Annotated in this window: 22 protein-coding genes and 1 tRNA gene; 15 read left to right on the top strand and 8 right to left on the bottom strand. The window is 56.4% G+C overall.

Annotation, left to right across the window (positions count from 1 at the left end):
- Positions 1-2 precede the first annotated feature (2 nt).
- Together G494_RS0109030 and G494_RS0109025 are read right to left on the bottom strand one after the other, a co-directional pair.
- Positions 3-689, bottom strand: a complete 687-nt coding sequence (locus tag G494_RS0109030) for a YggS family pyridoxal phosphate-dependent enzyme (RefSeq protein WP_028584271.1) — start codon at positions 687-689, stop codon at positions 3-5.
- Positions 686-1,516 carry a TatD family hydrolase gene (locus tag G494_RS0109025; protein WP_051305554.1) on the bottom strand — a complete coding sequence of 277 codons (831 nt, stop codon included), beginning with the start codon at positions 1,514-1,516 and terminating at the stop codon, positions 686-688. Before G494_RS0109025 ends, G494_RS0109030 begins: the two co-directional genes overlap by 4 nt.
- Before the next feature lie 330 nt (positions 1,517-1,846).
- Between G494_RS0109025 and G494_RS22665 the strand changes: the two genes are divergently transcribed.
- From G494_RS22665 to yjgA, 3 genes are all read left to right on the top strand, one after another.
- A complete protein-coding gene (locus G494_RS22665) occupies positions 1,847-2,347 on the top strand; it encodes a hypothetical protein (RefSeq protein ID WP_051305553.1) in 501 nt (166 codons plus the stop codon).
- A gap of 84 nt (positions 2,348-2,431) precedes the next feature.
- On the top strand, positions 2,432-3,661 hold the full coding sequence (coaBC, locus tag G494_RS0109015) for a bifunctional phosphopantothenoylcysteine decarboxylase/phosphopantothenate--cysteine ligase CoaBC (protein WP_051305552.1): 1,230 nt from the start codon (positions 2,432-2,434) through the stop codon (positions 3,659-3,661).
- Positions 3,662-4,197: 536 nt separating this feature from the next.
- Complete coding sequence (gene yjgA / locus G494_RS0109010) at positions 4,198-4,731, top strand: ribosome biogenesis factor YjgA (RefSeq protein WP_028584268.1); 534 nt, start codon at positions 4,198-4,200, stop codon at positions 4,729-4,731.
- Positions 4,732-4,797: 66 nt separating this feature from the next.
- Here yjgA and G494_RS0109005 read toward each other — a convergent pair whose 3' ends face one another.
- Positions 4,798-5,724: an NAD(P)/FAD-dependent oxidoreductase gene (locus tag G494_RS0109005; RefSeq protein WP_028584267.1), complete on the bottom strand. Its 927-nt coding sequence runs from the start codon at positions 5,722-5,724 to the stop codon at positions 4,798-4,800.
- A gap of 398 nt (positions 5,725-6,122) precedes the next feature.
- On the opposite strand from G494_RS0109005, the gene tolQ reads away from it, so the two are divergent.
- The 7 genes from tolQ to G494_RS22660 all read left to right on the top strand — a co-directional run bounded on the left by tolQ (position 6,123) and on the right by G494_RS22660 (position 11,990).
- Positions 6,123-6,815, top strand: a complete 693-nt coding sequence (gene tolQ, locus G494_RS0109000; protein WP_028584266.1) for a protein TolQ — start codon at positions 6,123-6,125, stop codon at positions 6,813-6,815.
- A 7-nt stretch (positions 6,816-6,822) separates the two neighbouring features.
- On the top strand, positions 6,823-7,242 hold the full coding sequence (tolR, locus tag G494_RS0108995) for a protein TolR (RefSeq protein WP_028584265.1): 420 nt from the start codon (positions 6,823-6,825) through the stop codon (positions 7,240-7,242).
- Between the two features lie 17 nt (positions 7,243-7,259).
- The gene (locus G494_RS0108990) at positions 7,260-8,225 is read left to right on the top strand and encodes an energy transducer TonB (RefSeq protein WP_028584264.1); all 966 of its coding nucleotides are present in this window, start codon (positions 7,260-7,262) and stop codon (positions 8,223-8,225) included.
- Between the two features lie 39 nt (positions 8,226-8,264).
- On the top strand, positions 8,265-9,554 hold the full coding sequence (locus tag G494_RS0108985; RefSeq protein ID WP_028584263.1) for a PD40 domain-containing protein: 1,290 nt from the start codon (positions 8,265-8,267) through the stop codon (positions 9,552-9,554).
- Positions 9,555-9,690: 136 nt separating this feature from the next.
- Positions 9,691-10,731: a tetratricopeptide repeat protein gene (locus tag G494_RS0108980; protein ID WP_028584262.1), complete on the top strand. Its 1,041-nt coding sequence runs from the start codon at positions 9,691-9,693 to the stop codon at positions 10,729-10,731.
- A gap of 21 nt (positions 10,732-10,752) precedes the next feature.
- Entirely contained in the window at positions 10,753-11,502 is a 750-nt protein-coding gene (locus tag G494_RS0108975) for a TlyA family RNA methyltransferase (protein WP_028584261.1), read from the top strand.
- A gap of 26 nt (positions 11,503-11,528) precedes the next feature.
- Positions 11,529-11,990, top strand: a complete 462-nt coding sequence (locus tag G494_RS22660) for an SH3 domain-containing protein (RefSeq protein WP_084456605.1) — start codon at positions 11,529-11,531, stop codon at positions 11,988-11,990.
- Here the strand turns inward: G494_RS22660 and G494_RS22655 are convergent.
- On the bottom strand, positions 11,953-14,952 hold the full coding sequence (locus G494_RS22655; protein ID WP_084456603.1) for a DEAD/DEAH box helicase: 3,000 nt from the start codon (positions 14,950-14,952) through the stop codon (positions 11,953-11,955). The two genes, G494_RS22660 and G494_RS22655, sit on opposite strands and share 38 nt — an antisense overlap.
- Before the next feature lie 201 nt (positions 14,953-15,153).
- Here G494_RS22655 and G494_RS0108960 point away from each other — a divergent pair, with 201 nt between their 5' ends.
- The 3 genes from G494_RS0108960 (at position 15,154) to G494_RS0108950 (ending at position 17,835) form a co-directional block, all read left to right on the top strand.
- The gene (locus G494_RS0108960) at positions 15,154-16,839 is read left to right on the top strand and encodes a prephenate dehydratase domain-containing protein (RefSeq protein ID WP_232362519.1); all 1,686 of its coding nucleotides are present in this window, start codon (positions 15,154-15,156) and stop codon (positions 16,837-16,839) included.
- 211 nt (positions 16,840-17,050) lie between these two features.
- The gene (locus tag G494_RS0108955) at positions 17,051-17,707 is read left to right on the top strand and encodes a hypothetical protein (protein WP_028584259.1); all 657 of its coding nucleotides are present in this window, start codon (positions 17,051-17,053) and stop codon (positions 17,705-17,707) included.
- A 51-nt stretch (positions 17,708-17,758) separates the two neighbouring features.
- Positions 17,759-17,835, top strand: a tRNA-His gene (locus G494_RS0108950).
- Between the two features lie 251 nt (positions 17,836-18,086).
- Here the strand turns inward: G494_RS0108950 and G494_RS0108945 are convergent.
- Entirely contained in the window at positions 18,087-18,677 is a 591-nt protein-coding gene (locus G494_RS0108945) for a hypothetical protein (protein WP_028584258.1), read from the bottom strand.
- A gap of 385 nt (positions 18,678-19,062) precedes the next feature.
- Between G494_RS0108945 and G494_RS0108940 the strand changes: the two genes are divergently transcribed.
- Positions 19,063-19,614 carry a DUF6790 family protein gene (locus G494_RS0108940; protein WP_161629963.1) on the top strand — a complete coding sequence of 184 codons (552 nt, stop codon included), beginning with the start codon at positions 19,063-19,065 and terminating at the stop codon, positions 19,612-19,614.
- A gap of 862 nt (positions 19,615-20,476) precedes the next feature.
- Here the strand turns inward: G494_RS0108940 and G494_RS0108935 are convergent.
- Positions 20,477-21,187: a hypothetical protein gene (locus G494_RS0108935; RefSeq protein ID WP_153305816.1), complete on the bottom strand. Its 711-nt coding sequence runs from the start codon at positions 21,185-21,187 to the stop codon at positions 20,477-20,479.
- A gap of 634 nt (positions 21,188-21,821) precedes the next feature.
- Here G494_RS0108935 and G494_RS0108930 point away from each other — a divergent pair.
- Positions 21,822-22,064, top strand: coding sequence for a DUF3955 domain-containing protein (locus G494_RS0108930; RefSeq protein WP_084456622.1), 243 nt, complete (start codon positions 21,822-21,824; stop codon positions 22,062-22,064).
- A 206-nt stretch (positions 22,065-22,270) separates the two neighbouring features.
- Here G494_RS0108930 and G494_RS22650 read toward each other — a convergent pair whose 3' ends face one another.
- Together G494_RS22650 and G494_RS0108920 are read right to left on the bottom strand one after the other, a co-directional pair.
- Positions 22,271-23,662, bottom strand: a complete 1,392-nt coding sequence (locus G494_RS22650; protein ID WP_051305549.1) for an amidase — start codon at positions 23,660-23,662, stop codon at positions 22,271-22,273.
- 107 nt (positions 23,663-23,769) lie between these two features.
- Positions 23,770-24,546 carry a hypothetical protein gene (locus G494_RS0108920; RefSeq protein WP_028584254.1) on the bottom strand — a complete coding sequence of 259 codons (777 nt, stop codon included), beginning with the start codon at positions 24,544-24,546 and terminating at the stop codon, positions 23,770-23,772.
- Between the last annotated feature and the right edge of the window lie 531 nt (positions 24,547-25,077).

Raw genomic sequence — 25,077 nt, 5'->3', positions numbered from 1 at the left:
AACTATTCTCTGGCACCAAAGAGTGCCGTTCCTATGCGTATGATGGTGGCGCCCTCCTGGATGGCCACCGGGAAGTCTCCGGACATGCCCATCGAGAGCTGGATGTTGTCGTTATCGCTGAAGAGTTGTTTTGCCGCCAAACTCTCGGCCAGTTCCCGGGTCGCCCTGAACAGGGGCCGGGTGGCCTCTGGATCCGCTGCCAGGGGCGGGATGGTCATCAGGCCGCTCACGCGGATGCTGGTGCTTTCCCTGATCTGAGTCAGCAAGCCTTCGACCTCTTCAGGGGCCACCCCTGCCTTCTGTTCTTCCCGGCCGATATTGACCTGGATCAGGATGGAGATGGATCTGTTCTGGGCCGTGGCATGCTTGGCCAGCAGGGTGGCAAGTTTGAGGCTGTCCACGGTCTGGATACAGTCAAAGAGGCTTGCCGCCAGCTTAGCCTTGTTGCTCTGCAGGTGGCCGATGAAGTGCCAGTTGATATCGCTGGGCAGGCTCGGAATCTTCTCGGCCGCCTCCTGGATATAGTTTTCCCCAAACAGCGTCTGTCCGCAGAGGCGGGCCTGCTTGATCAGTTCGATGGGCTTGCGCTTGGATACCGCCAGGAGCTGGACGGTTTGGGGATCTCTGCCGCAGTCAAGGGCGCATTGTGCAATCTGGTCGCGGATCTGTTGAAAGTTGGTTGTGATCATGATCTGGTTGTTTCGGTTGGCAGTTGGAAGAGGGCCCGGGCATTACGGCTGGTTGCCTGGGCAACTTCCGACAGGGGAATCTGTTTCAAGTCGGCAACCATCCGGGCGGTATGCAGCACCTTGTCAGGGGTGTTGCGTTTGCCGCGAAAGGGGACCGGCGCTAGAAAGGGGCCGTCGGTTTCCAGGATCAGGTGGCGGAGGTCAATCTCACGGACCACCTCATGGAGGTCGCGGGCGTTTTTAAAGGTGACAATGCCGGGGATGGAGAGGTAGAAGCCCAGCTCGATCACCTGGCGGGCAAAGTCCAGATCACCGGAAAAGCAGTGCATCACTCCGCCTGCCGGAAAATCCGAGAGCTGGCGGAGATGGTGGAGGGTGTCCTGGTGGGCATCGCGGTCATGGATGATCACCGGCAGCTCCAACTGCCGGGCCAGCCGGAGTTGACTGGCAAAGGCGGCCTGCTGCACCGGGACAGGGGCGTATTTCTTTGCATAGTCCAGGCCGATTTCGCCGTAGGCTACAACCTTGGGGTGTAGAGCCAACTGGGCCAGCTGGTTCAGGACCGGGGCTGAGGCCCCTTGGGCATCGTGGGGGTGGATGCCCACGCTGGCGTAGATGTTAGGATGCTGTTCGGCCAGGCTCACGGCACGCCTGGAGCTCTCCAGGTCGATCCCGATGGTGATAATCCTGGAGACTCCGGCCTCGGCGGCAGCCTGGAGTACTGTCTCCAGGTCATGGTGATAGGCTTCCATGTCAAGGTGGCAGTGGGTATCGATTAATTCGATTCCAGGAGGCAGCTGGCCTGCTGAAGGGGGTTGTTGATCCATGGTGATCCTGCTTTTTCGGGTACTTAGTTCCCTGGCTCTTCCCTTGACCGGAGCAAGATAAGGCCTGTGCCCCTGTCAATGGCTGGGTAGGAATCGGCAAAGGGGGGGAGGATAAATGATTTGTTGAAAAAAACAAGGCTATATAGCACAGAGATTGGTTATTGACATTAAATCCTTATTTTTTTACAACTGGTATCTTACCTGCTGGCAGCAGAGAGGATCAAGGGTTTTGTTGAATCCAGCAGCAAGCGGGTGCCCCTGTCCGTCGGCAGGCCGGTACCGTGATTGAGAGTAACGATATTTCATACCATAATCGGAGGAATTGCTTAAATGAAAAAGAGTAGCGTCACCTGTGTTCTGATTGCCATGCTGATGGCTTCCCTCTTTGCCGTCAGCGGTTGTACTGCCAATAAAAGTGCTGTGGCTGCTTCCACTGAGGGTGTGAGTCCAGATACCCTGCCCCCGGTACCCGGGTTTGCCGGCGATATCCAGGATATTGTACTGCCGCCTGAGCTGGAGTGGGACCGGGCCAACTCCATGGGCATCAAGACCGAATCCTTTCGTGGTGGCGTCTATGTCTATAAGGGGGATGTCTCGGTGATGTCGCTCAAGGACTACATGGTCCAATCCATGCAGGATAACAAGTGGAAGCAGGTGGGAGAGACCTCATCCAAGGACGTGATGCTGGCCTTTGTCAAGCCCAACAAGACCTGTATGATGGTTATCAGTGAGGGGGGATTGGTCGCCAAGACCAGCCTGACTTTTTATGTCACCATCGATGCCACCGCAGCCACCGCCCTCAATCCCTTTGGGGAGGCCATCAGTCAGTAACTCGGCACGGTCTGGTTGGAATTTCGCGGGTCAGAGAGCCGCGGATAGAGCTTGTCGTCATACAGGTAGCAGAAGGTTCATGTTGTGAAAGAAAGTATCGTTAAGTCAGATAAACCCGGGTTGCAGGGGGTGCGGGTCCTGCTGGGAGTCACTGGTTCCATTGCCGCCTATAAGGCAGCGGAATGGGTACGGGAGTTGGTTAAGGAAGAGGCCCTGGTTACGGTGATGATGACCGACTCGGCCTGCGAGTTTGTCTCGTCGCTGACTTTTGCCGCCCTCTCCGGTAACCGGGTCTACCGGCAGATGTTTGCAGAGGATCCCGAAGGGGTCATGGCCCACATCAACCTTTCCCGGGATACCGATATTCTGCTCATCGCACCGGCCACGGCCCAGACCCTCAGTCGACTGAGTCACGGCATGGGCGATGACCTGATTTCCACCACGGTCCTGGCTGCCAGAAAACCGGTGGTGATCTGTCCTGCCATGAACACGAATATGTTTCTTCATCCCGCAAGCCAGCAGAACCTTGAACGTCTGCGCAGCTACGGGTACCAGCTGGTTGACCCGGACAGCGGTTCTCTGGCCTGCGGTGAAGAGGGCACCGGTCGGCTGCCTGAGTGGGATGTGGCCCGGGAGGCCCTCTTGGGGGCGCTCACCCTCAATGACCTTGAGGGCAGGAAGGTGGTTGTCACTGCCGGACCCACCCGGGAGGCCCTGGACCCGGCCCGCTATCTGACCAACCGCTCCAGCGGCAAGATGGGCTACGCCCTTGCCCGGGCCGCCCGGCGCCGAGGCGCCAAGGTCACCCTGGTCAGCGGTCCTGTGGACCTGGACGCACCTCCCGGGATCGAGCTGGTCAGGGTGCAGTCTGCCAGGCAGATGGAAAGTGCGGTACTGGAGCATGCACAGGGGGCTGCAGTGGTTGTCAAGGCCGCAGCAGTGGCCGATTATCGCCCCGCGACGGCCCAGGAGCATAAGATCAAGAAAAAGGCCGAACCCATGCATCTGGATCTGGTCAAGAATAACGACATCCTGGCTACCTTGGGTCAGAACCGTCGACCGGGCCAGATCCTGGTTGGTTTTGCCGCAGAGAGTCAGAATCACCGCCAGGAAGGATTTCGCAAGCTCACCGAGAAGGGGGCGGATCTGATCGTGGTCAACGACATCCTTGGCTCGACCACCGGCTTTGACGTGGATACCAACCAGGTGACCCTGGTTGAGCAGAATCAGGTGACCGAACTGCCCCTGATGTCCAAGGAGGGGACCGCCAATCAGATCCTGAACCGGGTGGTTGCCCTGCTGGAACAGCAGTAGGATCCCTTATTCGCTGAGTTCGCTCTATAAATAGCTCACCCACCCTCCGGGTCAGCTGAGGGGGCTGCTGCAATGTATTTGGTCTCCCTCTTACGCTGCCTTTGTCGAGCAGTCGAGCAGATTGCGCTGCCTGGCTAAGGCGGTCATTTTTTAAAGGGCCAGGATATCTAATCTGGCCAGGAGTTTTTCTTTCCCCTTTCCCCCTTGTCAGCCATGGAGTAGGGTGCCTGCCTTCTGGAGTTGGGCAGGTTTCTCTCTCTGCGCGGTCACTGCCTCTGGGCAGTCAAACCACAGCCCAGGGTCGGAACCCGGCTGACAGCTTTCAGCTGACCCTTATGGGTACCTTGGAAAATTCGATTTTTGGATCAAGGTCAAGGCGCGCCGTGAATTGTAGCGCGGGCATATGTTTGATATTCCGAGGATACAATTTTGAGCGTAACGACGTGGTTGGAAGGGAATAACAATTTTACAAGGTGGTCCTGTACCAACAGGGCCTTGGCTGAAGAGCTGAGGTCGCCGCCCGTGGAGACGGAATCGTGCAGCTGAGTCGAACCGAACAGAAGAGAAGAATCAAGGAAGTGGAAAAATTGGTGGTGGAGCTTGCAGCTCTGCCCAGCCAGATTATAGGACAGTGTCCCTGTTCCCGGGAAGTGCGAGCCTACCTGCAGGAGATCGCCGATCTCAAAGGGGGCGCCAGAAAGCGACAGGTCAAGTATGTGACCAAGCTGATGAAGGGCATGGACCTGGAAGAGGTCTATGCATTCATCGGCCAGCGCCGGGGCAGGGAACTCATCAAGACCAAGCAGTTTCACGAGGTGGAGTATTGGCGGGATTCCCTGGTGAACGAGGCCCTGGCCCAGCGCAAGCTGTGCAAGGAGGAGGAGCTGGAGTGGTCGGAGCGGTGGAATTCGGAAACCGTGGCCACCATCTGTGCAGAGTTGCCAGGGGCAGAGGAATATACCCTGTTACGATTGGCCTATCTCTTTGTTCAGACCAGGAACCCCAAACACAGTAGGGAGATTTTTCGCTACCTCATGGCCTTGAAGGAGCAGCAGCGTTTTGCCGGCTAGGCCGGTTGCTCTGTTACCGGTGGCAGGGCAGCGCCCCCTTGACGTTCGAGGGGGGCTGCCGCTCTCTCAGGCCTGTTCCGTCTGCTGCCGACGACGCAGGCTGCGGGCATAGGTGGCTGCGGCCATGCCGGCCACACAGCCGTCACCCACGGCCTTGGCCATCTGATAGGGAGGGCCGATGATGTCACCTGCAGCGTAGATGCCGGGGATGTTGGTCTCCCTGTTGGCGTTGGTCTGGATGTATTTAAACGATTCGGTGTCCAGGAGTACCCCGATCTGGGTGGCCAGTTCCAGGGCGCCCTTGGAGCCCAACTCGATGAAGATGCCGTCCGTGACAATGGGCTCGCCCCTGTCGAGTTGGATGCTGGTCACGGCATGTTCACCCTTGATGGCGGTGATCGTGTCCTGGATCCATTCCACCTCGCTCTCCTCCAGCCGGCTGAGCAGTTCCGGCGAGACCGAAAGCCGGTCGCCCACCAGGTAGACCTTGGCAGCATAGTTGAGCAGGGTCAGGGCGCCGTCCACGGCAGCGCTGCGGTCGCCGGTCACGGCCACGGTGGCTCCCCGGTAAAAGTTGGCATCACAGTCCACACAGTAACTGACGCCTCGGCCGGCAAAGTCATTTTCCCCGGGCACCTTGAGTTTCTTTTTAGAGACACCCATGGCAAAGATCAGGCTCCTGGTCATGATCTCCCGCCCGGTTTCCAGGGTCAGGAGGAACAACTCCGCCTCTTGGCTGATTTTCAGCACATCTTCCGGGGACACCTCTGTGCCAAAGGTCTCGGCCTGCTCGATGCCGACCCGCAAGATATCACAGCCGTCTGTGACTCCGCCGACAAAGGCGTAATTTTCAATATGGGCGCCGTAGAGGGCAGAATTTTCGATCCTTCCAAGCATCAGGACCCTGGTTTTTTTTCGTGAGGCGTGGATTGCCGCTTGGATGCCGGCAGGGCCTGCTCCAATGATTACAACATCATAGAGGGTGTCAGACATTCTATTTCCTCCGTTTGAACTGTATACAGAGACACTTTTTCCGGCCAGGCAGAAAAGAGGTGCGTTATCTATCGATAAATATTTCGAAAATATTTCTACACCATCCATAGATCAAGGTCGACAGAATTATAATTTTCCTTTATATTTTCCTCTGTAAAAGAACGTGCAGGCGCAACTCCGCTCCGGCCTTAAGCGGCCGCTGATGGTCCCCGCCGCAGCTGGCAAGGCGAATCCGTCCCCGTGGTTTTCTGTAAGCCGGGGATAGACACGCTGGTCTGGCACGTTACTTGCTAGGTTACCTTGTCGGTGCCCAAAGACTCCCTTGCCTTTCGGCAGGCGGAGATATCGTCCACCCTGCGTGATCGCCCCCATTTAATTTTTTTCAGTACAGGTACACCGTGACATTATCTATAATCGAAATGATGCTCAATGCGGGTTTTATGGTCAAGATGGTGATGATCACCTTGTTGACCTTTTCGCTGATCTCCTGGTCCATAATCGTGATGAAGTACCTGCTGTTCAAACGTGCCCAGGCAGCCTCCCAGGCCTTTTTGGATGATTTTTGGAACAGCAAGACCTTGAACGAGGCCTTTACTGCGGCCCAGAAATACAACCAGAGTCCCGAGGCCTCAGTTTTTATCACCGGCTATAGCGAGCTGAAGAAGATTAGCTCATCCCGCGCCGGCAACGACGCTTCCTCCACCCTGGAGATGCAGTTGGCCACCATGGAGAATCTGAAACGTTCGGTGCGTAAGGCCCAGGTCATGGAAAGCGATCGGATCTCCCGCTCCCTGGCCTTCCTCGCCACCACCGGCTCTGCCACCCCCTTTATCGGTCTCTTTGGTACGGTATGGGGGATCATGACCTCATTTAAAGATATCGGTGAGCGGGGCTCTGCCTCTCTGGCCGTGGTCGCCCCCGGCATCTCCGAGGCCCTGGTCGCCACAGCCGCAGGGCTAGCCGTCGCCATTCCTGCGGTGATTTTTTTCAATTTCTATTCCAACAAGCTGGCCGACGCCGAGTCTGATATTGCCAATTTCAGTACCGATTTTCTCAACTTAATCGAACGGGACATCTTATCCCGAGCATAGGAAGGACATGGGGCCGTCAGGAAACAGGAACAGGAGAGGATTTGTCGCAGAGATCAACGTCACCCCGCTGGTGGATGTCATGCTGGTCCTGCTGATTATTTTTATGGTCACTGCACCGATGATGACCCAGGGCTTGGAGGTGGATCTGCCGACCACCACTGCCAAGGCCCTGCGTCAGCATGAAGAACCGGTGGTGGTCTCCATCCATGAAGATGGGGAGATCTACCTGGGAAAGATTAAGGTCAGTGCCGGCCTGCTCAGGCAGCAGTTGGCCGGCCTTTCTGCTGAGCAGAAGGAAGAACCGGTCTACCTGCGAGCGGATAAAAAGGTGCCCTATGGTTTTGTGGTGGCGACCATGGCGGATATTAAGTCTGCCGGTTTCCAGAAACTGGGCATGATTACCCTGCCTGCCGAGAAGAAGCGGTAGGATCTATACCGATATACATGGCTGTACCTATTTTGGAATCCGACTTTTACCTGCAGCAGCGTGATGGTGATAATAACTGGCAGAAGGCTGCTGCGGCGGCAGTGCTGTTCCATCTTGCTCTAATCGTGGTTTCCCTCTATGCCCCTGGCCTGCTCCCGGAGAGACCCCTGCTGGACAACGTGGTTACCGTGGATCTGATCTCCTTGCCCGAACCCAGCGGAGTGGAGGAGCAGCCGGAACCGGCCCCTGAGCCGGTTGTCGAGCCTGTAGCCTCTGCCAGCCCACCCCCTGAGCCGGTTGTCGCCTCGGAGCTCACGATTCCGGCGGCGGTGGAGAGCAGCCCTGCACCGCCGCCGGCTGCCAAACCTGTTTCCGTGCGACCCTTCAAACGGAAGTTGAAGCGTGCGGCGGATACCCGCCTGGCTGAGGAACGGCAACGGGCCCAACGGGCCGCAGAGCTGCGCCGGGACGAGCAGGAGAGAAAGCGGAGGGAACAACTGCAGCGTGAACAGCGACGGCGTGCGGCGGCCGCCAAGCGTGCAGCGTTGGCCAGGCAGGAGGCGGAGAAGGCGGCCCGGGATGCCCGTAAGGCACTGGCCGACATGTATCGGCAGCAGCGGGCCCTTGCCCCAAGCAGTGGTGCCCGGACGAAGTCTTCTGCCAAATCCGGGGCTGGCCAGCGCCAATCTGTGGTTGCCCGTCAGTACTGGGCAAGCCTCTATCAGCATATCCAGGCCTACTGGGTTCTGCCGGAGATGCGTAAGTGGAACCCCAGCCTGGAGGCGATCGTGGTCATCAAGATCGATCGCCAGGGCAGGGTGATGAAAACCATGATCGAGAAAAAATCCAATGATCGTTTTTTTGATCAGCTGGTGGTTAAGACCATCAACAAGGCCGCACCCATGCCCCGTTTCCCCAAGTTGATGAAAGAGGCCACCCTTGAGGTGGGCCTGCGCTTCAGACCCGGAACCCTGGAAATGTAACCCCATATCCCTTGATCACCTCTACCGATGATGCACCCTATGAAATCGATCCAAGTCCCTACAGCGGTCTTTTTTGCCCTGATCCTTGTTGCCTTGTCCCTGGTCTCTCGAGCGTATGCTGAACGGGTTTACCTGGACATCACTGCCTCAGATCTTCGCAAGGTCGTGGTCGCGGTACCGGCCTTCAGCAGCGAAGGCACGGCCGCGCCTGCCAGGCAGGGAACGGAGATGGCCGAGTTGCTCGGTCGTGCCCTGGAGCTCCACGGCTTCATTGATCTTGTGGATGGCGGCAGGTATGGAGGCGCCAAGGAGGCAGACTGGAAGGGGATGGGGGTCGATTATGTGGTGATGGCCAAGTTCAGGCTCAGCAACGGGAGTTTGATGATTGAAGGGCGTCTGCTGGATGTCGCCGAAAACAGGCTCCTGGCCGGGCGTCGCTATACCGGGACCAGCAAGCAACAGGATGATATGGTGTTGCGCCTTGCCGATGCCCTGATTGAAGAATTTACCGGCGAGCCTGGCATCAGTCGAACCTCCATTGCCTATATCTCTGACGTCTCAGGGAAAAAAGAGGTGTATCTCACCGATATCCTGGGACGGAAGCAACGGCAGATCACCAAACACCGCCATCTCTGCGTCTCGCCGCGCTTTACCCCGGACGGCAACTTCCTGGCCTATACGACCTACCATCGTGGTAACCAGGATCTCTACATCACTGATCTTCGCCAGAACCGGGTCACTCGCTCACTCTCCAGGAAGAAGGGGATGAACCTGGCACCGGCCTTTACCCCGGACGGTAAGACCATGGTGGTTACCCTGAGTAAGGACGGCAGCCCGGATCTCTACCGGATGGATCGCCAGGGCAAGGTGTTGGAGCGACTGACCAGCCGTTCCGGGATCAATGTCTCTGCCTCTTTTTCTCCGGATGGGAGGAGCATGGTCTTTGTCTCTGACCGGAGCAGACGACCCCAGCTCTATACCATGGAGATGGCCACCAAGCGGGTGAAGAGGTTGACCTTCCAACGTTCCGAGAACAGTGAGCCGGTCTGGTCCCCCACAGGCGAGCTGATCGCCTTTACCGGCATGGTGGATGGACATTATCAGCTCTTTGTCATGGATACCGCGGGCAACAGGGTCCGGCAGCTGAGCAGCGGTTGGGGTGATTACGAATCGCCCTCCTGGTCGCCTGACGGTAAGCTGATAACCTTTACCAGGCGCAGGAACGGAAAATCAGATCTCTGTCTGATCGGCAAAAACGGTAAGGGCTTTCGGGTGCTGTTTCCCTTTAAGGGGAACAAGTCCTATCCCCAGTGGTCGCCACGGCCTTGAAGCGGACAGAGAGCAGGCAGCAGTTTCACTGTCCCGGCAGAGGAGTGCTGCAGGGCAGCTGGGCAACAAGGGATAATTAAGCGGGATTTGGGCTGTCGCCTTCCCGGTGTATAGCGTGAAATAAAAGGGAGTGTTTATGAAAATTATTCGCAATCTCACCATGGCTGGGTGTTCTGTGTTGCTGCTGAGCCAGTGCGCAACCCAGGACGAGGTCAGGGCATTGAATTATCAGCTTCGTGCCGTCAACCAGAAGGTGGAGGATGTCAAGAGCAACGCCGTCAACAAGATGCAGAAACGTCAGGCAAGTTCTGTCAACAAGATTGATCAGGTGGAAAGTGAGACCATGCGATTAAAGTCCATGATCGAGGAGAATGCCCACCAGGCCAGCCTGCAGCGAGAGCAGAGTAAGGAGGACCTGGCTAATCTCCAGGCCATGATCGAATCCATGGCCGCGGAGAACTCCACCCGCCAGCTGGAACTGCGTCAACAGGTCACCCTGCTTGAACAACAGCTCGCCCGGCTCAGTGGCAATCTGGAGCGGCTCCAGCAGCTCAAGGTACGCGAGGCTGAACAACGTGCCCGCGAGGCAGCCAGGAGGGCGGAACTGGCCAAAAGACAGACCGTAGTGGCTGCCGCCTCCGGCAGCTCGGGCCTGGCCAGAGTCCTTCCCCTGGAGAAGAAGGTCAGGGTGGGGAGCGCCAGGGTGGTCGACGGGGCCGGCAGCACGAGTAAGCCCTCCACCCAGGTACAGGCCGCAACAGGGACCACTTCCCCCAAACCATCAGTGGAAACGGTGATTACCCCGGATGAAACCGCCGGACCCTTTGCCAAGGCTATGCAACAGTTTCAGGCTAAGAAATATCAGCAGGCCTATGGCGAACTCGAGCAGGTCCTGGCAGGGAATCCCCAGGGGAAAAGGGCGGCTGAGACCCTCTTCTACATGGGGGAGTGCCTCTTCTTCCAGGGCGAGTATGATCTGGCCATACTCGACTATCAGAAGGTTATATCCAACCACCGGAGGGACTCTCTCGCTCCCCAGGCCCTGTTGAAACAGGGGATGTCCTTTGAGAAGCTCACCGATCTCGAGACCGCCAAGATCATCTATAAAAAGTTGATCAGCGAGTACTCCAGCAGCAGTGAGGCCAGCCAGGCCAAATCACGGCTGGCCAACCTCTAATCCGGAGCAGATCGTTTCCCCATGGCCAGAAAAAAACGTCTGGATACCCTGCTGGTTGAACGGCAGATCGCCGCAGATCTTGAGGCTGCCAGAGAACTGATTGCCCTGGAGCAGATCCGGGTGAACGGTATCCTGCGCAGCTCTGCTGCCAGTCAGCATGATGAACAGGTCAAGATCGCGCTGCATAGCAGCAGACGTTTTGTCAGCAGGGGAGGCGAGAAACTGGAAACCACCCTTGAGAAGTTCGGGGTCGATCCCCAGGGCCTGACCTGCCTGGATCTGGGCTCCTCCACCGGTGGATTCACCGATTGTCTGCTCCAGCATAAGGCCCGGCGGGTCTACTGTGTGGATGTGGGCTACGGGATTCTGGACTGGAAGCTTCGTCAGGACAGCCGGGTGGTGGTGCTGGAGCGGACCAACGCCCGTTTTCTGACCAGCAAGGAGATTCCCGAGCGCATCGATCTTTGCGTGATCGATGCCTCCTTTATCTCCCTGAACAAACTTCTGGCCCCGATTCTCCCTTTTTTTCAGGGGCAGGTGACCATCGTCGCCCTGGTGAAACCGCAGTTCCAGTTGCCGCCCGCCAAGGTTGCCCCAGGCGGAGTGGTGAGCGATGAGGCCCTCCATGAGGAGGCCATCACCATGGTGGTCGACTATGCCCGCACCATCGGCCTCTGTTCCAGGGGAACCATTGCCTCGCCCATACGCGGCGCCAAGGGGAATCAGGAATTTTTTATGTTGTTGACCCAAGCCGACAACGACCGTCATTGAAGCAAAGGCTCTAGAAAAAGGAGAGTATGATGAGACCACGCCATTTCAAAAACCTGCTACTATCGTGTTTGACCACAGCAGCCCTGGTCGGCACCACTGCCATGAGCAGCGCTGCTGCCGATTACCTCAGCGTAACCAAGGACGGAGTCAACCTCCGTTCAGGTCCTGATACCAAATATGAGGTCATCTACCAGCTGCCCCAGAACTACCCGCTGAAGGTTCTCTCTAAGAAGGGCAAGTGGATCAAGATCGAAGACTATGAGGGAGACAAGGGCTGGATCTACGAGACCCTGGTTCGTCCCTCCTCCCATGTGATTGTCAAGGTCAAGGAGGCCAATGTCCGTTCCGGTCCTGGAACCAAGGAGACCAAGGTGGGAACCGTGGCCAAGGATGTGATCCTGCGGGTGGAGCAGCGTCAGGGCAAGTGGGTTAAGGTCAGTCATCCCCAGATCAAGGGCTGGATCTTTGCCAATCTGGTCTGGCCATAGCCGCCGGCCCGTCTGAAGGCTTGCCTTTGCCCAATCGCCGGATGGCAGCCTGAAAATGCACCGGCAGCCGTACCACCTGTTCTGCCTTATTCTGAAAAAGCAGGTAGTGCTGCCGGTAGCCAAAGAGAAAGAGGTCTCGGGTCAGGGCAACATCCTCCCGGCAGTAGGCGGTCAGTTGCTCCCATGCGCCCTGTCGATACCACTCCAGGGCCTGGAGACCATTCGCCTGCTTGCTCTTGCCCAGGGTCTTTTCCGCCAGCCGATCCAGACTGAGACGGTAACCAAGCTGGAGAGTGATCTGTTCCAGCAGATCCAGGCTGGGGAGGCTGGCGAGTGGCCGCTGGGTGTAGGCCGAGAGTACCCTGTTGTCAAAACGCTTGTTGTTGAAGCCGATGATCAGCTCAAAGGAGAAGAGCCGCTCGATCAGGGCCTCAACCTCCTCCTCCCTATAGCTGTAATAGCCCTGACGGCGGTTATCATAGAGAACCGCCACACTGAGCCCCATCCGCTGGGCCCGGTGCCAACCGCCCACCTCGGCTGCCGATCGTCTGGTTTCCAGGTCAAACACGCAGTAGTTTTCCGGGAACTCGATTCCGATCTCGTCCTTCGCCTCAACCTGGGCAGCCAGGGGACGAACCTGGGGTGGAGGCATGGGGTCGGGTCGGTTCCTCCCTGAGCCGCTCTCCACCAGGGTGCGAAGCAGCAGCAGGGCTGCGGCCTTGTCGATGGGCCGGTTTCCTGAGCCACATTTCGGTGAATGCACACAGCTGGGGCAACCGCTTTGGCAGGGGCAGGAGGCCGTGGCCCGGAGGGTCTTGTTCAACAGGCTTGAGATATCTGCAAAGGCCTCACGGCTCAATCCGGTCCCCCCGGCCTGGCCGTCGTAGACAAAGATGGTCGAGCTGGCCAGTGGTTCGTACCAGGGGTAGGAGATCCCTCCCAGGTCGTTACGGTCACAGAGCACGAACAGGGGCATCAGGCCGATGATCGCATGTTCCATGGCATGGATACCGCCCATGTAGTGCAACTGCTGCGCCACACAGAGGTTCATAAACTCCGGCGGCAGGGTGATCCAGAAGCCTTCGGTTACAAAGGTCTGGGGAGGCAGATTCAACTTGAATCGTCCCAGGGAATGCATGCTGCCGGTCCTGATCTTCTCATAGCCGATGATGGTCTCGGTTACCCGCAGTTTGCCGAAAGAAAGTTCCACCTCCCCCTGTCGCCGGGAGGAGAAGGTCTCCACAATGGTGGTTTCCTTGCTGGCCAGGGGCCGGGTAAAGTAGTTGGGGCTGTCCGGGGTCACCCGGACCTCTGCATTGGCCGTGTCCAGGGCTTCGACCCGGTAGCTGCGGGCCATGTGCAGATAGATGGCCCCGGGGTGGCATTCGCTGAAGACCCGGTTGCCGTCCACCTCGCCCAGGGGAGTGCTAAGGTGAGTGGAACAGATGGTGAAGGGCCGGCCGCTGCCGCGGATGTTGAGCCGGCGTTGGGGATACTTGCGGGCTGCAAACCAGGTGTTGCCGTCGGCGGATTGGAGCAGCTCTCCGCATTCCACGGCCCCGGCCATGGCAGGGGCCAGCTGCCGGGAATCCAGCAGTGGTTCGCCGGCCCGGAGGGGTTGCTCTGCGGCCGCGCAGCAGAGGTGTTGGCCGGCAATACAGGGGTTGGCAGGGTTGAGGGTCACCGACTCCACCGGGCGGGAGAAAAAATCATCAGGATTGCGCATGAAGTACTGGTCCAGGGCATCTTCCTGGCCCAGGAGGATCACAGCAGATTCCCGGTTGCTGCGGCCGACCCGGCCGGCCCGCTGTCGACTGGCCATGATGGATCCGGGATAGCCCACCAGGATGCAGATATCCAGACTGCCGATATCGATACCCAGCTCCAGGGCAGAGGTCGAAATCACGGCCAAGAGGTCGCCCGAGGCCAGTCGGCTTTCAATTTCGCGCCGATCCTCCGGCAGGAAGCCCGCCCGGTAGGAGGCGATCCGTTCCCGGGCCTCGGGCAGCCTTTTGCCGGCCCAGATGGTGATCAACTCGGTCATCTTTCGCGACTGGGTATAGATGATGGTCCGTAGCCTTCGCTGGACCGCCGCTGCCAGGAGCTGGGTTGCCGCCCCTGCGGCAGAGTCCAGGGGGTTGATCAGGGTGGTGTGTTTGCCGGCCTGCGGTGCTCCGGATTCGGTCACCTCCACAAAGGGTTGACCGCAGAGTTCTCGGGCCAGGGTCGTGGGGTTGCCCACGGTGGCAGAGGCCAGGATAAGGACCGGGCTGGAGCCGTGGAGCCTGCAGAGCCGCAGGAGACGGCGGAGTACCCAGCTGACGTGGGAGCCGAAGACCCCTCGATAGCTGTGGATCTCGTCAATGACTATGTAGCGTAACTTGGCAAAAAAATGGTGCCAGCGCTGATGGTAGGGCAACAGCGAGAGGTGGAGCATGTCCGGGTTGGTGATCAGGATAGCCGGCAACTGCTCTCTGAGCTTGCGTCTTCTGTAGGGGGAGGTGTCGCCGTCATAGCTGGCGGCCAGGTTCCGCCCTGAAGCGACTGTCTCCTCGGGCAGGGCTGCTGCAAGCTCGTTGATGGTCTGGAGCTGGTCCTGGGCCAGGGCCTTGAGGGGAAAGAGGTAGAGGGCCTTGGAGTGAGGATCCTTGAGCAGCTCCTGGAAGACCGGCAGGTTGTAGATCAGGCTTTTGCCCGAGGCTGTGGGGGTGGCGACAATCACATTGCGACCATCCCGGATGTGGGCGATGGCCTCGGCCTGATGTGCATAGAGACGCCCGATTCCCCGGCTTTCAAGGAGTTGGAGGAGCTGAGGTGCAATCAGTTCCTGCTGCATCTCCGGAGCCGCAAAGATCCCGCCGCGCTGCTCACTACTCCTGTGGGCGATGACCTGGGGGCCAAAGGTGGTGGATCGACGGAGCGAGGCCAGGTATTCGCCAACCCCTCCAGCTGCCGGAATCATCTCAGGGGAGAACTATTATTTGTCATTTTCTGTTTTTCCGATATTATTGAGCAGTCGTTATTCACGTCGTTATTCACGTCGTTAATCACGTTGAGGGCGCGATGATGAGTGCTACTGCCAGCGGGTGGTGCTCCTTGGGATCCCGTGCCGGGAGCCGTACTCGTGTCTGCATTTTTTTGTCTCCACTCTTAAGAAGGTGTCATGATGTTAAGCGTTGCAACCTTGGGCCCCCGGAACTCCCTGGCCTGTCAGGCAGCCAGGCAATACGCCGATGATGCGGTGATCCGGGTCCATTCCAGTTTCAGAAATATTATCTCAGCCTTTGTCAACCAGGACGTCGACTGTGCCATCCTTCCTGTATATAATACCCGTGAAGGCGAGAATAAACAGTATTTCAGAATTTTTGAGCTGCTGAGCTCCGGTTACTGGGTGGATAACGTCATCGTCTATTCAGACCTCTCCCTGGGAACACTCTGGCCGGAAGAGAGCCTTGAGACCATCGAGTTACTGGTCGGTTGCCGTGAAGTGTTCAAGCAGTGTTCGGAGTTTCTCGATCAGCATCTCTCCGGCGTGGATCAGATGGCCGTGACCGAGGTGGCCCCGGTGATGACCCGGATGCTCCAGGAGGGGAAGCGGGGCGTGGCCTTTATTGATACCATCGAGAAGCTCCAGCAACACAATCTCTATGTCCTTGAGCGGGAGGTTGCCCCCCATAACCGGACCAGGTTTGCCGTCTTCTCCCATGAACTGCCTAAGCCTTCGGGCTATGATGCCACCACCCTGGTCACCGAACCCCTTGATGATCGGGTGGGGTTACTGGTTGATATCCTGGGTGAATTCTCCCGGCGGGGGATCAATATCCTTGACATGCGCTCGGAAAATGACCTCAAGAGTCAGAAGCTGCGGGTCTATCTTGAGGCCGAAGGCCATATCAGTACCGAGGTCTTGGCCAAGGCCATCACCCATATCGAGCAGCAGGTTATCCAGCAGCCTGGGGCCATTCAGGTGCTGGGCAGCTTCCCCCGGATAGACATGCGGACCAAGCGCATCAAGGCCATCGGCTTCATCGGCACCGGGGCCATGAGCGACTGGTTTGCTCGACGTCTGGAAAGTGAGGGCTATAAGGTTTTCATGAGCGGCCGTTCCACCTCCCTGCGACCGGAAGAGATGATTCGTCACGTGGATGTGGTTGTCATCTGTGTTCCCATCTCGGTAACCGTGGAGACCATCGCCCAGTACGGCCCCCTGATCGGCGCCAATAAGGCGCTGCTGCTGTTGGCCGGAGAGTCAGAGGGTACGGTCAATGCCGCCCTTGAGTCCACCAACAGCAAGGTGGAGGTGATGCTGATCCACAACCTCTGGGGTCCCCAGGCTGCCTCCATGAAAGACAAGAATGCCATTGTGGTGAGGACGCGGCGGAGTGGACTGTTGTGCTCCGAACTCGAGGCCTTTCTCTACAAGCATGGGGCCGACATCTATCGGGATACCCCTGCCCAGCATGACCTGCTGATGGGGGTAGGTCAGAAGTTGCCCACCGCCATCTCTGTGGCGCTTGCCCAGGCCCTCCAGGAGAACGGTATAACCAGTGAAGAGATTGCCAGCCACTGTACCCTGACCTCCCTCTATCCCATGTTGGCCATGGCCAGGGTTCATTCCCAGAACCCCAGGACCTATGCCGAAATACTCTCCACCTCCGGTCAGGGCCGAAAGATAGTGGTGGATTTTTTACGCAGTCTCCAACGGATCATGGAGTTGGCAGATGGAGCCTGCATCGAGGAGCTCTGTCAGCTGATCCATGACAATGCCGTCCATCTCAGTGATGGTTTTCTGCGGGAGCGGATGAAACAGGCCAAGGCCGTTGATGAGGTCTTGGGGAAAATGATTTAAGCCCATGAGTTGACCAATCAGCAGCCAATGGTTAAACTCTTGGTCCAGTGGCAGGTATCCCCTGAATACCCCTCGGTTGCCAGGCTCAGGCGTGGTTACACCGGCCTCTTTGCGGTATCAAGACCCATCTGCTTTCCTCGGGGTGCCATGTGCATCAGTCGGTGAGATCGGATCGTTCATCCCTCTATTTTAAACAGGAGTTTTTTGTCATATGTTGTCAGCTGCCCTGAAGTACCTCGAAGAAGAACATACCTGCCCCCACTGTAATAAGGAACTAACCCTCTGTCATGCGCCCCCTGTGCATGTGGGGGACGGGCTGGGTTGGGGCTCAGAATTTCTCTTTATCTGCCTCAATAACGACTGTCCCCTCTTTGTTAAAGGGTGGAAGTACATAGAAGATCAGTATGGTCATGTCGGCTCCTATCGCCATATGGAAATTCCCAACTCCAACGAGACCTATAACATGATGGTCGCCGGTAATGATGCCTTTACCGGCTCCATTGTCGATGTGGAGGCCATGAAGGCCAAGAATGAACGCCACCTGAAGGAAAGGGAGGCTGTGGCCGCGCTGGACAGCTGCGTTGAGCAGGGTGACCTGGACTCGGTGCTGACCCTGATCCTGGATGAGCGTGCCAAGCTGGCTGATCGTAAGCGGGCCGTGGAGTTGCTGGTGCCCCTCAATGACCTGGCCTGTGTGGAACCCATCCGCAACATGACCTTTCGGGACACAAGCCTTGAGCAGTTGACCAATATGGCTCTGTCCACCCTGCTGGCCAATAACTTTGTCAAGGAGTGCCCCTTTTGCACGGAACTGATCAAGAGTCGGGCCACAGTCTGTAAGCATTGCCAAAAAGATCTGGAAGGCTAATTTTTTCCTTGCCAAAAGCTCTGGAGAAGGGTAAATAGTCTCTCGTTCGCGGTGAGCGTAGCTCAGCTGGTGGTAGCACCGGGTTGTGGCCTCGGAGGTCGTGGGTTCAAGTCCCATCGCTCACCCCAGGAAATACAAGGCGTATCAGAATTCATTCTGATACGCCTTTCCTTTTTGCTCCCCCTGTCCTTCCGGTATAAGGGGCAACCACGGTCTCCTGCCCGCCAACGGGCCTGCCTGCAATCAGCTCCCCTCGATCCTGCCGAGGCATGAGCCGCCCTGGGCTCCCTTTTCAGTCATACCTTGGTTGATGGTCATTCCTGCGCAGGCGGCAATCCGCCCATCTGTCTGTGGGCTGGGTCAGGTCGGTGCCAGGCTATCAATCCTCTCTGAGGTCGTTAAAGTCGCGTCGTATCTGTTCAAGTCTCAGGTGATACTGCTGACTGTCGCCATATTCCATGAATTTATGATAGCGGTTGTGGATGGTGCCAAGTTTTCTGGCATGTTTTATCGGGCACCAGTACTGTTCTGTTCTTGCGGCTATCTCTTGCAGGTAGGCGATCAGACCATTGAAGTAGCCGCAATAAAAGCAGTTTAATTTTTCGATGAAGTTCAGGTAATCAAGATTCTGACGGTCCAAGACGATATAGTCACGTCTGTTTACTCTCGGAATACTGTATATCCGAAAACAGATGCACTGGTAGAGAGAGGCCGTGATGTCCATCAGCAGAGCAGGGGCCAGGCAACTCCAGATAAAGGGCACTGTAAGAATGTTGAACAGCGAGGCACTGGAGAGGTAGGAGGATATCTTGACCGCCAGTTTCTTGTGATATTTTTTGGTCTCCTTTTCAAAGTAGACCTTCTTTCCCTGTACCCTGTAAAAAAAATCCTCCTCTTTCTTCTGAATTTCCAGGAGCAACTCTTTTTCAAGCTGTTTGATCTGCTCTATTATTTCTTGAATTTTATTCATATTAAAAGCGACCTGTTGAAGGGGGCTTCACAGCTATGCGCTGCTCGCCTTAAAAAAACGTGCTCTGTCCAAATGTTTCCTCTTTCCACCACGGAGATGTAATACACCGTGCCAGATAGGGCAAATTGAAAGTAGAGCACCCGTGGAAGAGAGGCGCTGCGGCTTGAGTTTTGTCCCAACGGACCTTTCCGGCTCGGTCTGGCGCTCTTGCTGTTCTCTGGCTAGCTCGTCTGCGGCTCTGGTCCCTGGCTGTGAATAGAGCTGATCAGCCGGCGGATTCCTTGTACTTCTCCAGGATATCCTGGAAGGCTCAGGCTGCCAGTAGATCGCTTGAGATCCCTGGGAAGGAAACATTTTTCGAGCAAGCGGGTTGAGCGCTTCCAGGGTGGATCATTTGCTTACGCATATATTTGACACCTACCCTGTTGCCCTGATACCATTTATTTCAAAACGTCCCGTCTTTCCAAGCGATTTAACCGAGGGAGTCTCCATGTACGTTGTCTATCTGATGCTTGTCGCCTTACTGGTTACCGCCTGTCATGTATTCTTTTGGAATACGCCCTGGCTGGCAACGCTCCTTCTCTGGTTGTTGGTTATAAAGGTGGGCCTTGGTGGGATCTGGGCCTTTATGGGCCACTACTTCCAGGGAGAGCGGGTTGCGGCCTATATCGGCTGGCCTGCCGGGAATCCTTTTCAGAAGGAGGTTGCGTTTAGCAACCTGGCGCTGGGGATCAGCGGAGTGCTGTGCTTCTTCTTTCGAGATGAATTCTGGTTGGCCACCATTGTCTTTGCCTCGGTCTTTTTACTGGGTGCCTTTTCTGTCCACCTGAAAGAGCAGCGCGAGACAGCCAATAACAACCCGGGAAACGCAGGCCCTGTGTTTTTTGTCGACCTGATCTCTCCTCTGGTTTTATGGGGTCTGTTTCTGGCGCACTAATACCTCTCATGGTCTATCCCTTTGCCTGCAGGGCATCCTGCCGGGGCGTCTCCAGAGAGACTGTGGTGGATCTGGTGGCTACCACGGGCAGGTCGAGAATATCTGAATATTGAGATACTATCCCCTGGGCCTGGTTCAGGGGCACCGAGCTGCAGGCCCAGGCATATGTATCATTCCAGCGCTGGTATCCTCCAGTTCTTGAGCGGGGGGGAATGTAGATTTGATTCCGGATTTGTAAGGGAAACCATCTGTAAATGTGCTTCCTGTTGCCTGGTCACCACTCATTTCAGCGACCAGTGAGGCTTGTAGGCTATTTTTTCAGATATCTCCGGGTGAACCAATTACCGAGAAGAACCCACGCTCCAAGGTATGTTACCAGGAGCGATACGCCTAAAATGAGACCGCCGGTGCCCCTGGAAAAGGCACATCCAAAAAAAAAGTTTTCCATGGCCTCCCAGGGGCGGAATCTTAGAGCCTCGTTGTCCGCCCTGGAGAGGTACTCCAAGGTTAAAGTAAAAAGAGCATATCCCAGAGTGCAACTGAGACAAGCTGTGAGAATGGTACGAGAATTCATTATCGCCTTCTGTTCTCATTGAAGGGTACCTTGAAAAATGAGATTTTTCGATCAAGGTCAAGGCGTGGGTTAAATGGAAGAAAAAGCTTTTTTTCAAGGTGGCCTTAATCATCTGCCCAGGGGAATGATCTTTCACGCTCAACAAGGTATCGCTTCAGGATGGTTACCTTGTTCGCCGGGATAGCGTTTCCTTGATTCCTTTTTTAGCGTGTTCCACTGGAGCGAGATCCTGAAGCAAATATCCGGAAACTTCAACTTCCGCTGGGCCGCCCCGACAGCAGGGATGCTCTATCCAAGGTTGAGTTCTGAAGAAATGCCTGCCAGGTAATCCCGATCCGATTTACCGGCAAACAGCGTTTCCAGTCCGGCCTCGCCAAAGACAAGGCTGGCCTTGGGTTCACCCATATTTATATACCGCTCAAACAGGGCCTCGGCTGCGGCCTGCCCGAGCGTATCGTAGGCTTTGCCGTAGGCCTGTTGAAATATGGCTCCTGATTCCAGGGACATGGTGTGCTCTTTATAGCGAAGAGCATTGTGGAGGTTATAGCTCAGGGTTTCGTCCTTTGAAAAAAGCTCCTGGATTTCCTCCTGCTGCGGGTGTTTTCCTACGATGACCTTACCTGTCGAGTCAAAATTTATCGAGACTGGAGGCACATTTGTTATCCCAGCTGCGGAGAAGGCAGCCTCCATCTGCCGGCTCACGTCTTTCAGCACATTGTTTGATAGGCGTGCGCTGTCTTCAATGCTGACGGTTTTGTTCAATGTGCCAGTGGCTACGGTTTCCTCTAGAAATAACCAGTGGGGCATTCTTTCTTGGCTAACAGGCTGGCTGCTATCCAGCGGATCTGGCGGAGATCCAGCCATATTTTTAGGTTGAGTCTGGACTGTTGTGTCTTGGAGCCGATCTAGCTTAAATATGGCCTTATCAGGCAGAGTAGGTTTTCCTGTCAGGCCCGGCGTTGTGCCGGACAAAGAAGGATGGTAGCTGTTGATCATCATGCTGATTCCCCTGGTAAAAGATATGTAATGACTACCCGCAATCCAGAGAGGCTCTGGCTACCCCAGCCTCTATCAAGGGTATCTTGAGCGGCAAGGGTGGAAGAAAAAGAAAATACTCAGACGCAACAAAGACTTAAGTTACCTTGAATAATGAAATTTTTCGATCAAGGTCAAGGCGCGCGATAAATTTTAGCGTAGGCATATGTTTGATATTCCGAGGATAAAATTTCGAGCGCAACACCGAGATTGGAAGAAAAAGGATTTTTTCAAGGTGGCCTTAAAGGTAGCTCGGGTAACAGTAGCCCTAGACCTTTACCCTTATGACGCTCTATCGGTGCCGACTTGAAGCAGGTATCAGTTTGGTCTATTGTTGGTTCGAAGTTTCCTTTACTTATTTCGGAGAGATACAGGGCATTCTTTACTTAAAAAGAGGAAAATGGTTTTAAATATTTTTACAAGCCATGAAGTGGCTCTTCTGCTACAGTGTATTGCCTGTCAGGCCTGCAATGTGCAGCAGAACAGAAAATGGTTAAAGGCACGAGAAGAAACTCCCGGTTAGCTGTAAGCCAAGGGCGGAACATGAACAGGAGCCGGCGATACAACCCAGGCTATGTTTTGGAAGAGGATAAAAGGGATGATGATGAGAGCAAAAATGTCATGGTTGAGCCTGTTCCTGCTGTCTCTTGGTCTTTTTTTCAGATGGGCGGAGAATTATTTCTATCAGTATCTGGATGAGAATGGGGTGCTGCAGGAGAGCTGGTTCATGCCCCTTGCCGCCTTAAGTCTGCTGGCCGGTGGGATTGGCCTGGTTGTTGTGGCTGCTCAATGGATCTGCCGGCTTGTCAGCAGTTCTGTATCGGGGAAGAGGGGGAAGTGAATTTTATGGGCTACGGGAAGAAAGCACCATTTATTGCCTGATTCTGTACAATCGCTGCGTTTTTGCTGGCCCGGTGAAGAGACGACCCTGCCAGACTGGCTGATACTGCCTCCGGACCGGTGGTTCAATCCAGGGATTGCCGTGGCCCAGGGTTGCCCTTACTTCCCCCGCGGCCCTTCACCATGGTGGGAGGGGCGGCGGGTTTGTCAGCTGATGGGCTCAGAGCAGCCTGGTTGGGGGAATGTCCCAAGTGCCTGCTCCAGAAAGGCGGCTAGGGCCAGGGCGAGATCTTCTCTCCACGGGGCTGCGACAATCTGCAGGCCGATGGGGAGCCCTGTGGCGGAGGTCCCGCCTCGCAGCACCACCGCAGGCCATCCTGTGAGGTTATAGGCAGAGGTGTAGCTGAAGGCCCGCAGATCCGCGCCAATGGCCCCATGGGCCAGGGCCGGATGGGCATTCACCGGGCAAAGAATCAGATCATAGTCCTGAAAGATAGAGAGCATGCTGCTGCGATACTGATACCATCGCACGAGCAGGGCATCGAGCTGTCCTGCATCCAAGGGCTTGGCCAACCCCAGCCAGGGAATGGTGTGTTCCTCGGTGCCATGCTCGGTCAATAACCGTTCGATCATGGCTCCACCGTCTGCCGACCATAAGCCCAGGCCAAGCTCGTAGCTCTGTTCGAGGCCAGCAGGCCGGGCCTCTTCAACCACAAGCCTTTCCTGTTCAAGTATGGCCGCTGCCCTGCGAACCACCTCCCTGGTTTCCGGAGAGGCTGGCAGGATCCCGTTGTCGGTGTGATAGCTCACCCGCAGGGAGCCGAGTTCGATGCTGCCGGGCTCTGCCAGGGGCATGGGGACGATGGACGGGTCAATGTTGTCGGGTCCGCAGATAAGGGGCAGGAGCAGCTGCAGGTCCTCAACCCGTCGGGCAATGGGGCCGACCTGTTGAAAGGAGTCGAGCATGCCGCCAAAGGGCAGAATATGACCGGTCCGGGGCACCCGTCCAGAGGTAGGTTTGATGGTGCAGACTCCGCAGCAGTGTGCGGGATAGCGCAGGCTTCCGCCATAATCCGAGCCGATGTCAAAGGGTGATCCTCCGGCGGCAACGATGGCTGCTGCCCCTCCACTGCTCCCCCCTGAGCTGCGCTGAAGGTCATAGGGATTGCTGGTTCGGCCGTAGAGCAGGTTGTCTGCATCGTAGGAGAGGGTAAACTCCGAGGTGTTGGTCTTGCCAAGGAGGATGGCCCCTGCCGCCCGCAGCCTGCTCACCACCGTTGCATCCCTGGTGGGGATAAAGTCCGACCTTCCCAGGGTCCCGCCTGTGGAGACGATCCCTGCGGTGTCGAAGGAATCCTTGATGGTCATCGGGATACCATGGAGCGGCCCCAGGAGGGTACCCTTTGTCAGTGCCTGGTCTGCCCTGGTTGCCTGGGCCAGGGCCGATTCAGCAGAGAGCCGGACCACTGCATTGAGCTTCGGGTTAACGCGCCTGATCTGTCGGAGGTAGGACTCCACCACCTCCCTTGAGGAGACCTGGTTGGTCTGAATGGCAGAGGCGAGCGAGGAAAGGGACTGCTGGTTTTCTGGATCAATCATGTTTTCTCTTCCGATCTTTAAGGTGATACCCGGTGCTATTCTACAAGTTAGCCTGCAGCAGCTTCATCCTGGGTAGGATGGGTCGACCTCCCTGTGGCTGACCGCAGCTAACGGTCCTTGCCGCATGCCTGATCATAGATCGCAACGTATTTTGCTATGATCTCATTACTCTGTCTGTTTTTGATAAGCAGGGTGCTTGGCTGCTGGCTGGTCTGGCCAGGGGGCGGTTGCGGGCAGGGCTTTAGAAAAGTGCCTGCCCGGTGCAGGGCAATGGTACCGTCGGCCAGGAGGAGGCCGCCTATCCTTCCCTCCAGCACCAGGCTTAGCTCCTTTTCTATCTGTTGAAAGAGGAGGGCCTGTTCCGGTGGGATCCCTCTGAAGGTAAGGAGGCCATCTCCAGGCCCCATGGCGGATGCTGTCTCCGGCCTCGGGTCGGCAAAGTAGCCGGGATGCAACCAGCTACATTCCATCCGGCCGGGGCCAGAGCAGTGGCGGCACTGCTTGAGGGCTGAGACCATGTCACCAAATTGATCCAGGATGTTCAGGGTGAGTATCCTGGCCTCTGGCCTATAGGAGACCTTGATCTTTCCGGTGTGCTGACAGCGCAGGGTTTCGCCGCAGAGCAGGGTATCGTCTTCAGGAAGGCTGGTGTTCCACCAGTTGATGATTTTATAGAGCAATACAAAGTTATCGTCCAGATAACAGGCCGCTGGCCAGGGTGACTGGAGGTCGGCACTTTGTGGCTTCTGGCCGGCGCTCACCAGGGGGCTGCCAAGGAGGATAACAAGGGTGAGGATTGCACCGGCAGCTCTTCTCCCTAGGCGAAAGAAGTGCTCGGGGATGTCACCTCTCCCTGCTTCAGAATTGGATCTTCTCTTATTCATCGCAGCTACTCATCAGCTCAGAAGTGTTTTGGAACAGAGGCTCGCTCGAACCGTTTAAGGATCTTGACCATTTCCTCTTCCTTTCGCTATACACTCTCCTCCACCTGTGCCGGATGGGGAAAAGGCTCTTGCAGGTTCCCTAATAAGACAGCTAATTAGGCCTGTGCCTGAGCAGAGAGCCCTCAAAACCCAAGGAGAGCCAATGTTGAGTCCGGTTATGGGCAGGAGGGGGGAGCAGCCAGTTGGTTGATCCCGGCAAGAATCACAACCTCAAGAGGGAGAATATACCAAGGGCCATTTACATCACATTGTAATCTATGGCAAGAGCGAACGCTACAGTATCCGATCTTGGTCGTGCAGGGGCCGGGGGACGTTTTGAACACCTTGGCCGGGATCTATCCAGAGGTAGGGAAACTGAGCTGTGTGGGGGAGGGTGGGCGCTTGCTCTCAGCGGCGATCATCTCGCCGCTGCAACAGGCCTTTGGCTAAGGTAGGGGTTTAGTCAGGCTATCATGGCTTAACCGAGCACCT

Origin of the sequence: Desulfogranum mediterraneum DSM 13871, from assembly GCF_000429965.1 — a bacterium.
Taxonomy (GTDB): domain Bacteria; phylum Desulfobacterota; class Desulfobulbia; order Desulfobulbales; family Desulfobulbaceae; genus Desulfogranum; species Desulfogranum mediterraneum.
This window is presented reverse-complemented; position numbering and strand designations above follow the sequence as displayed.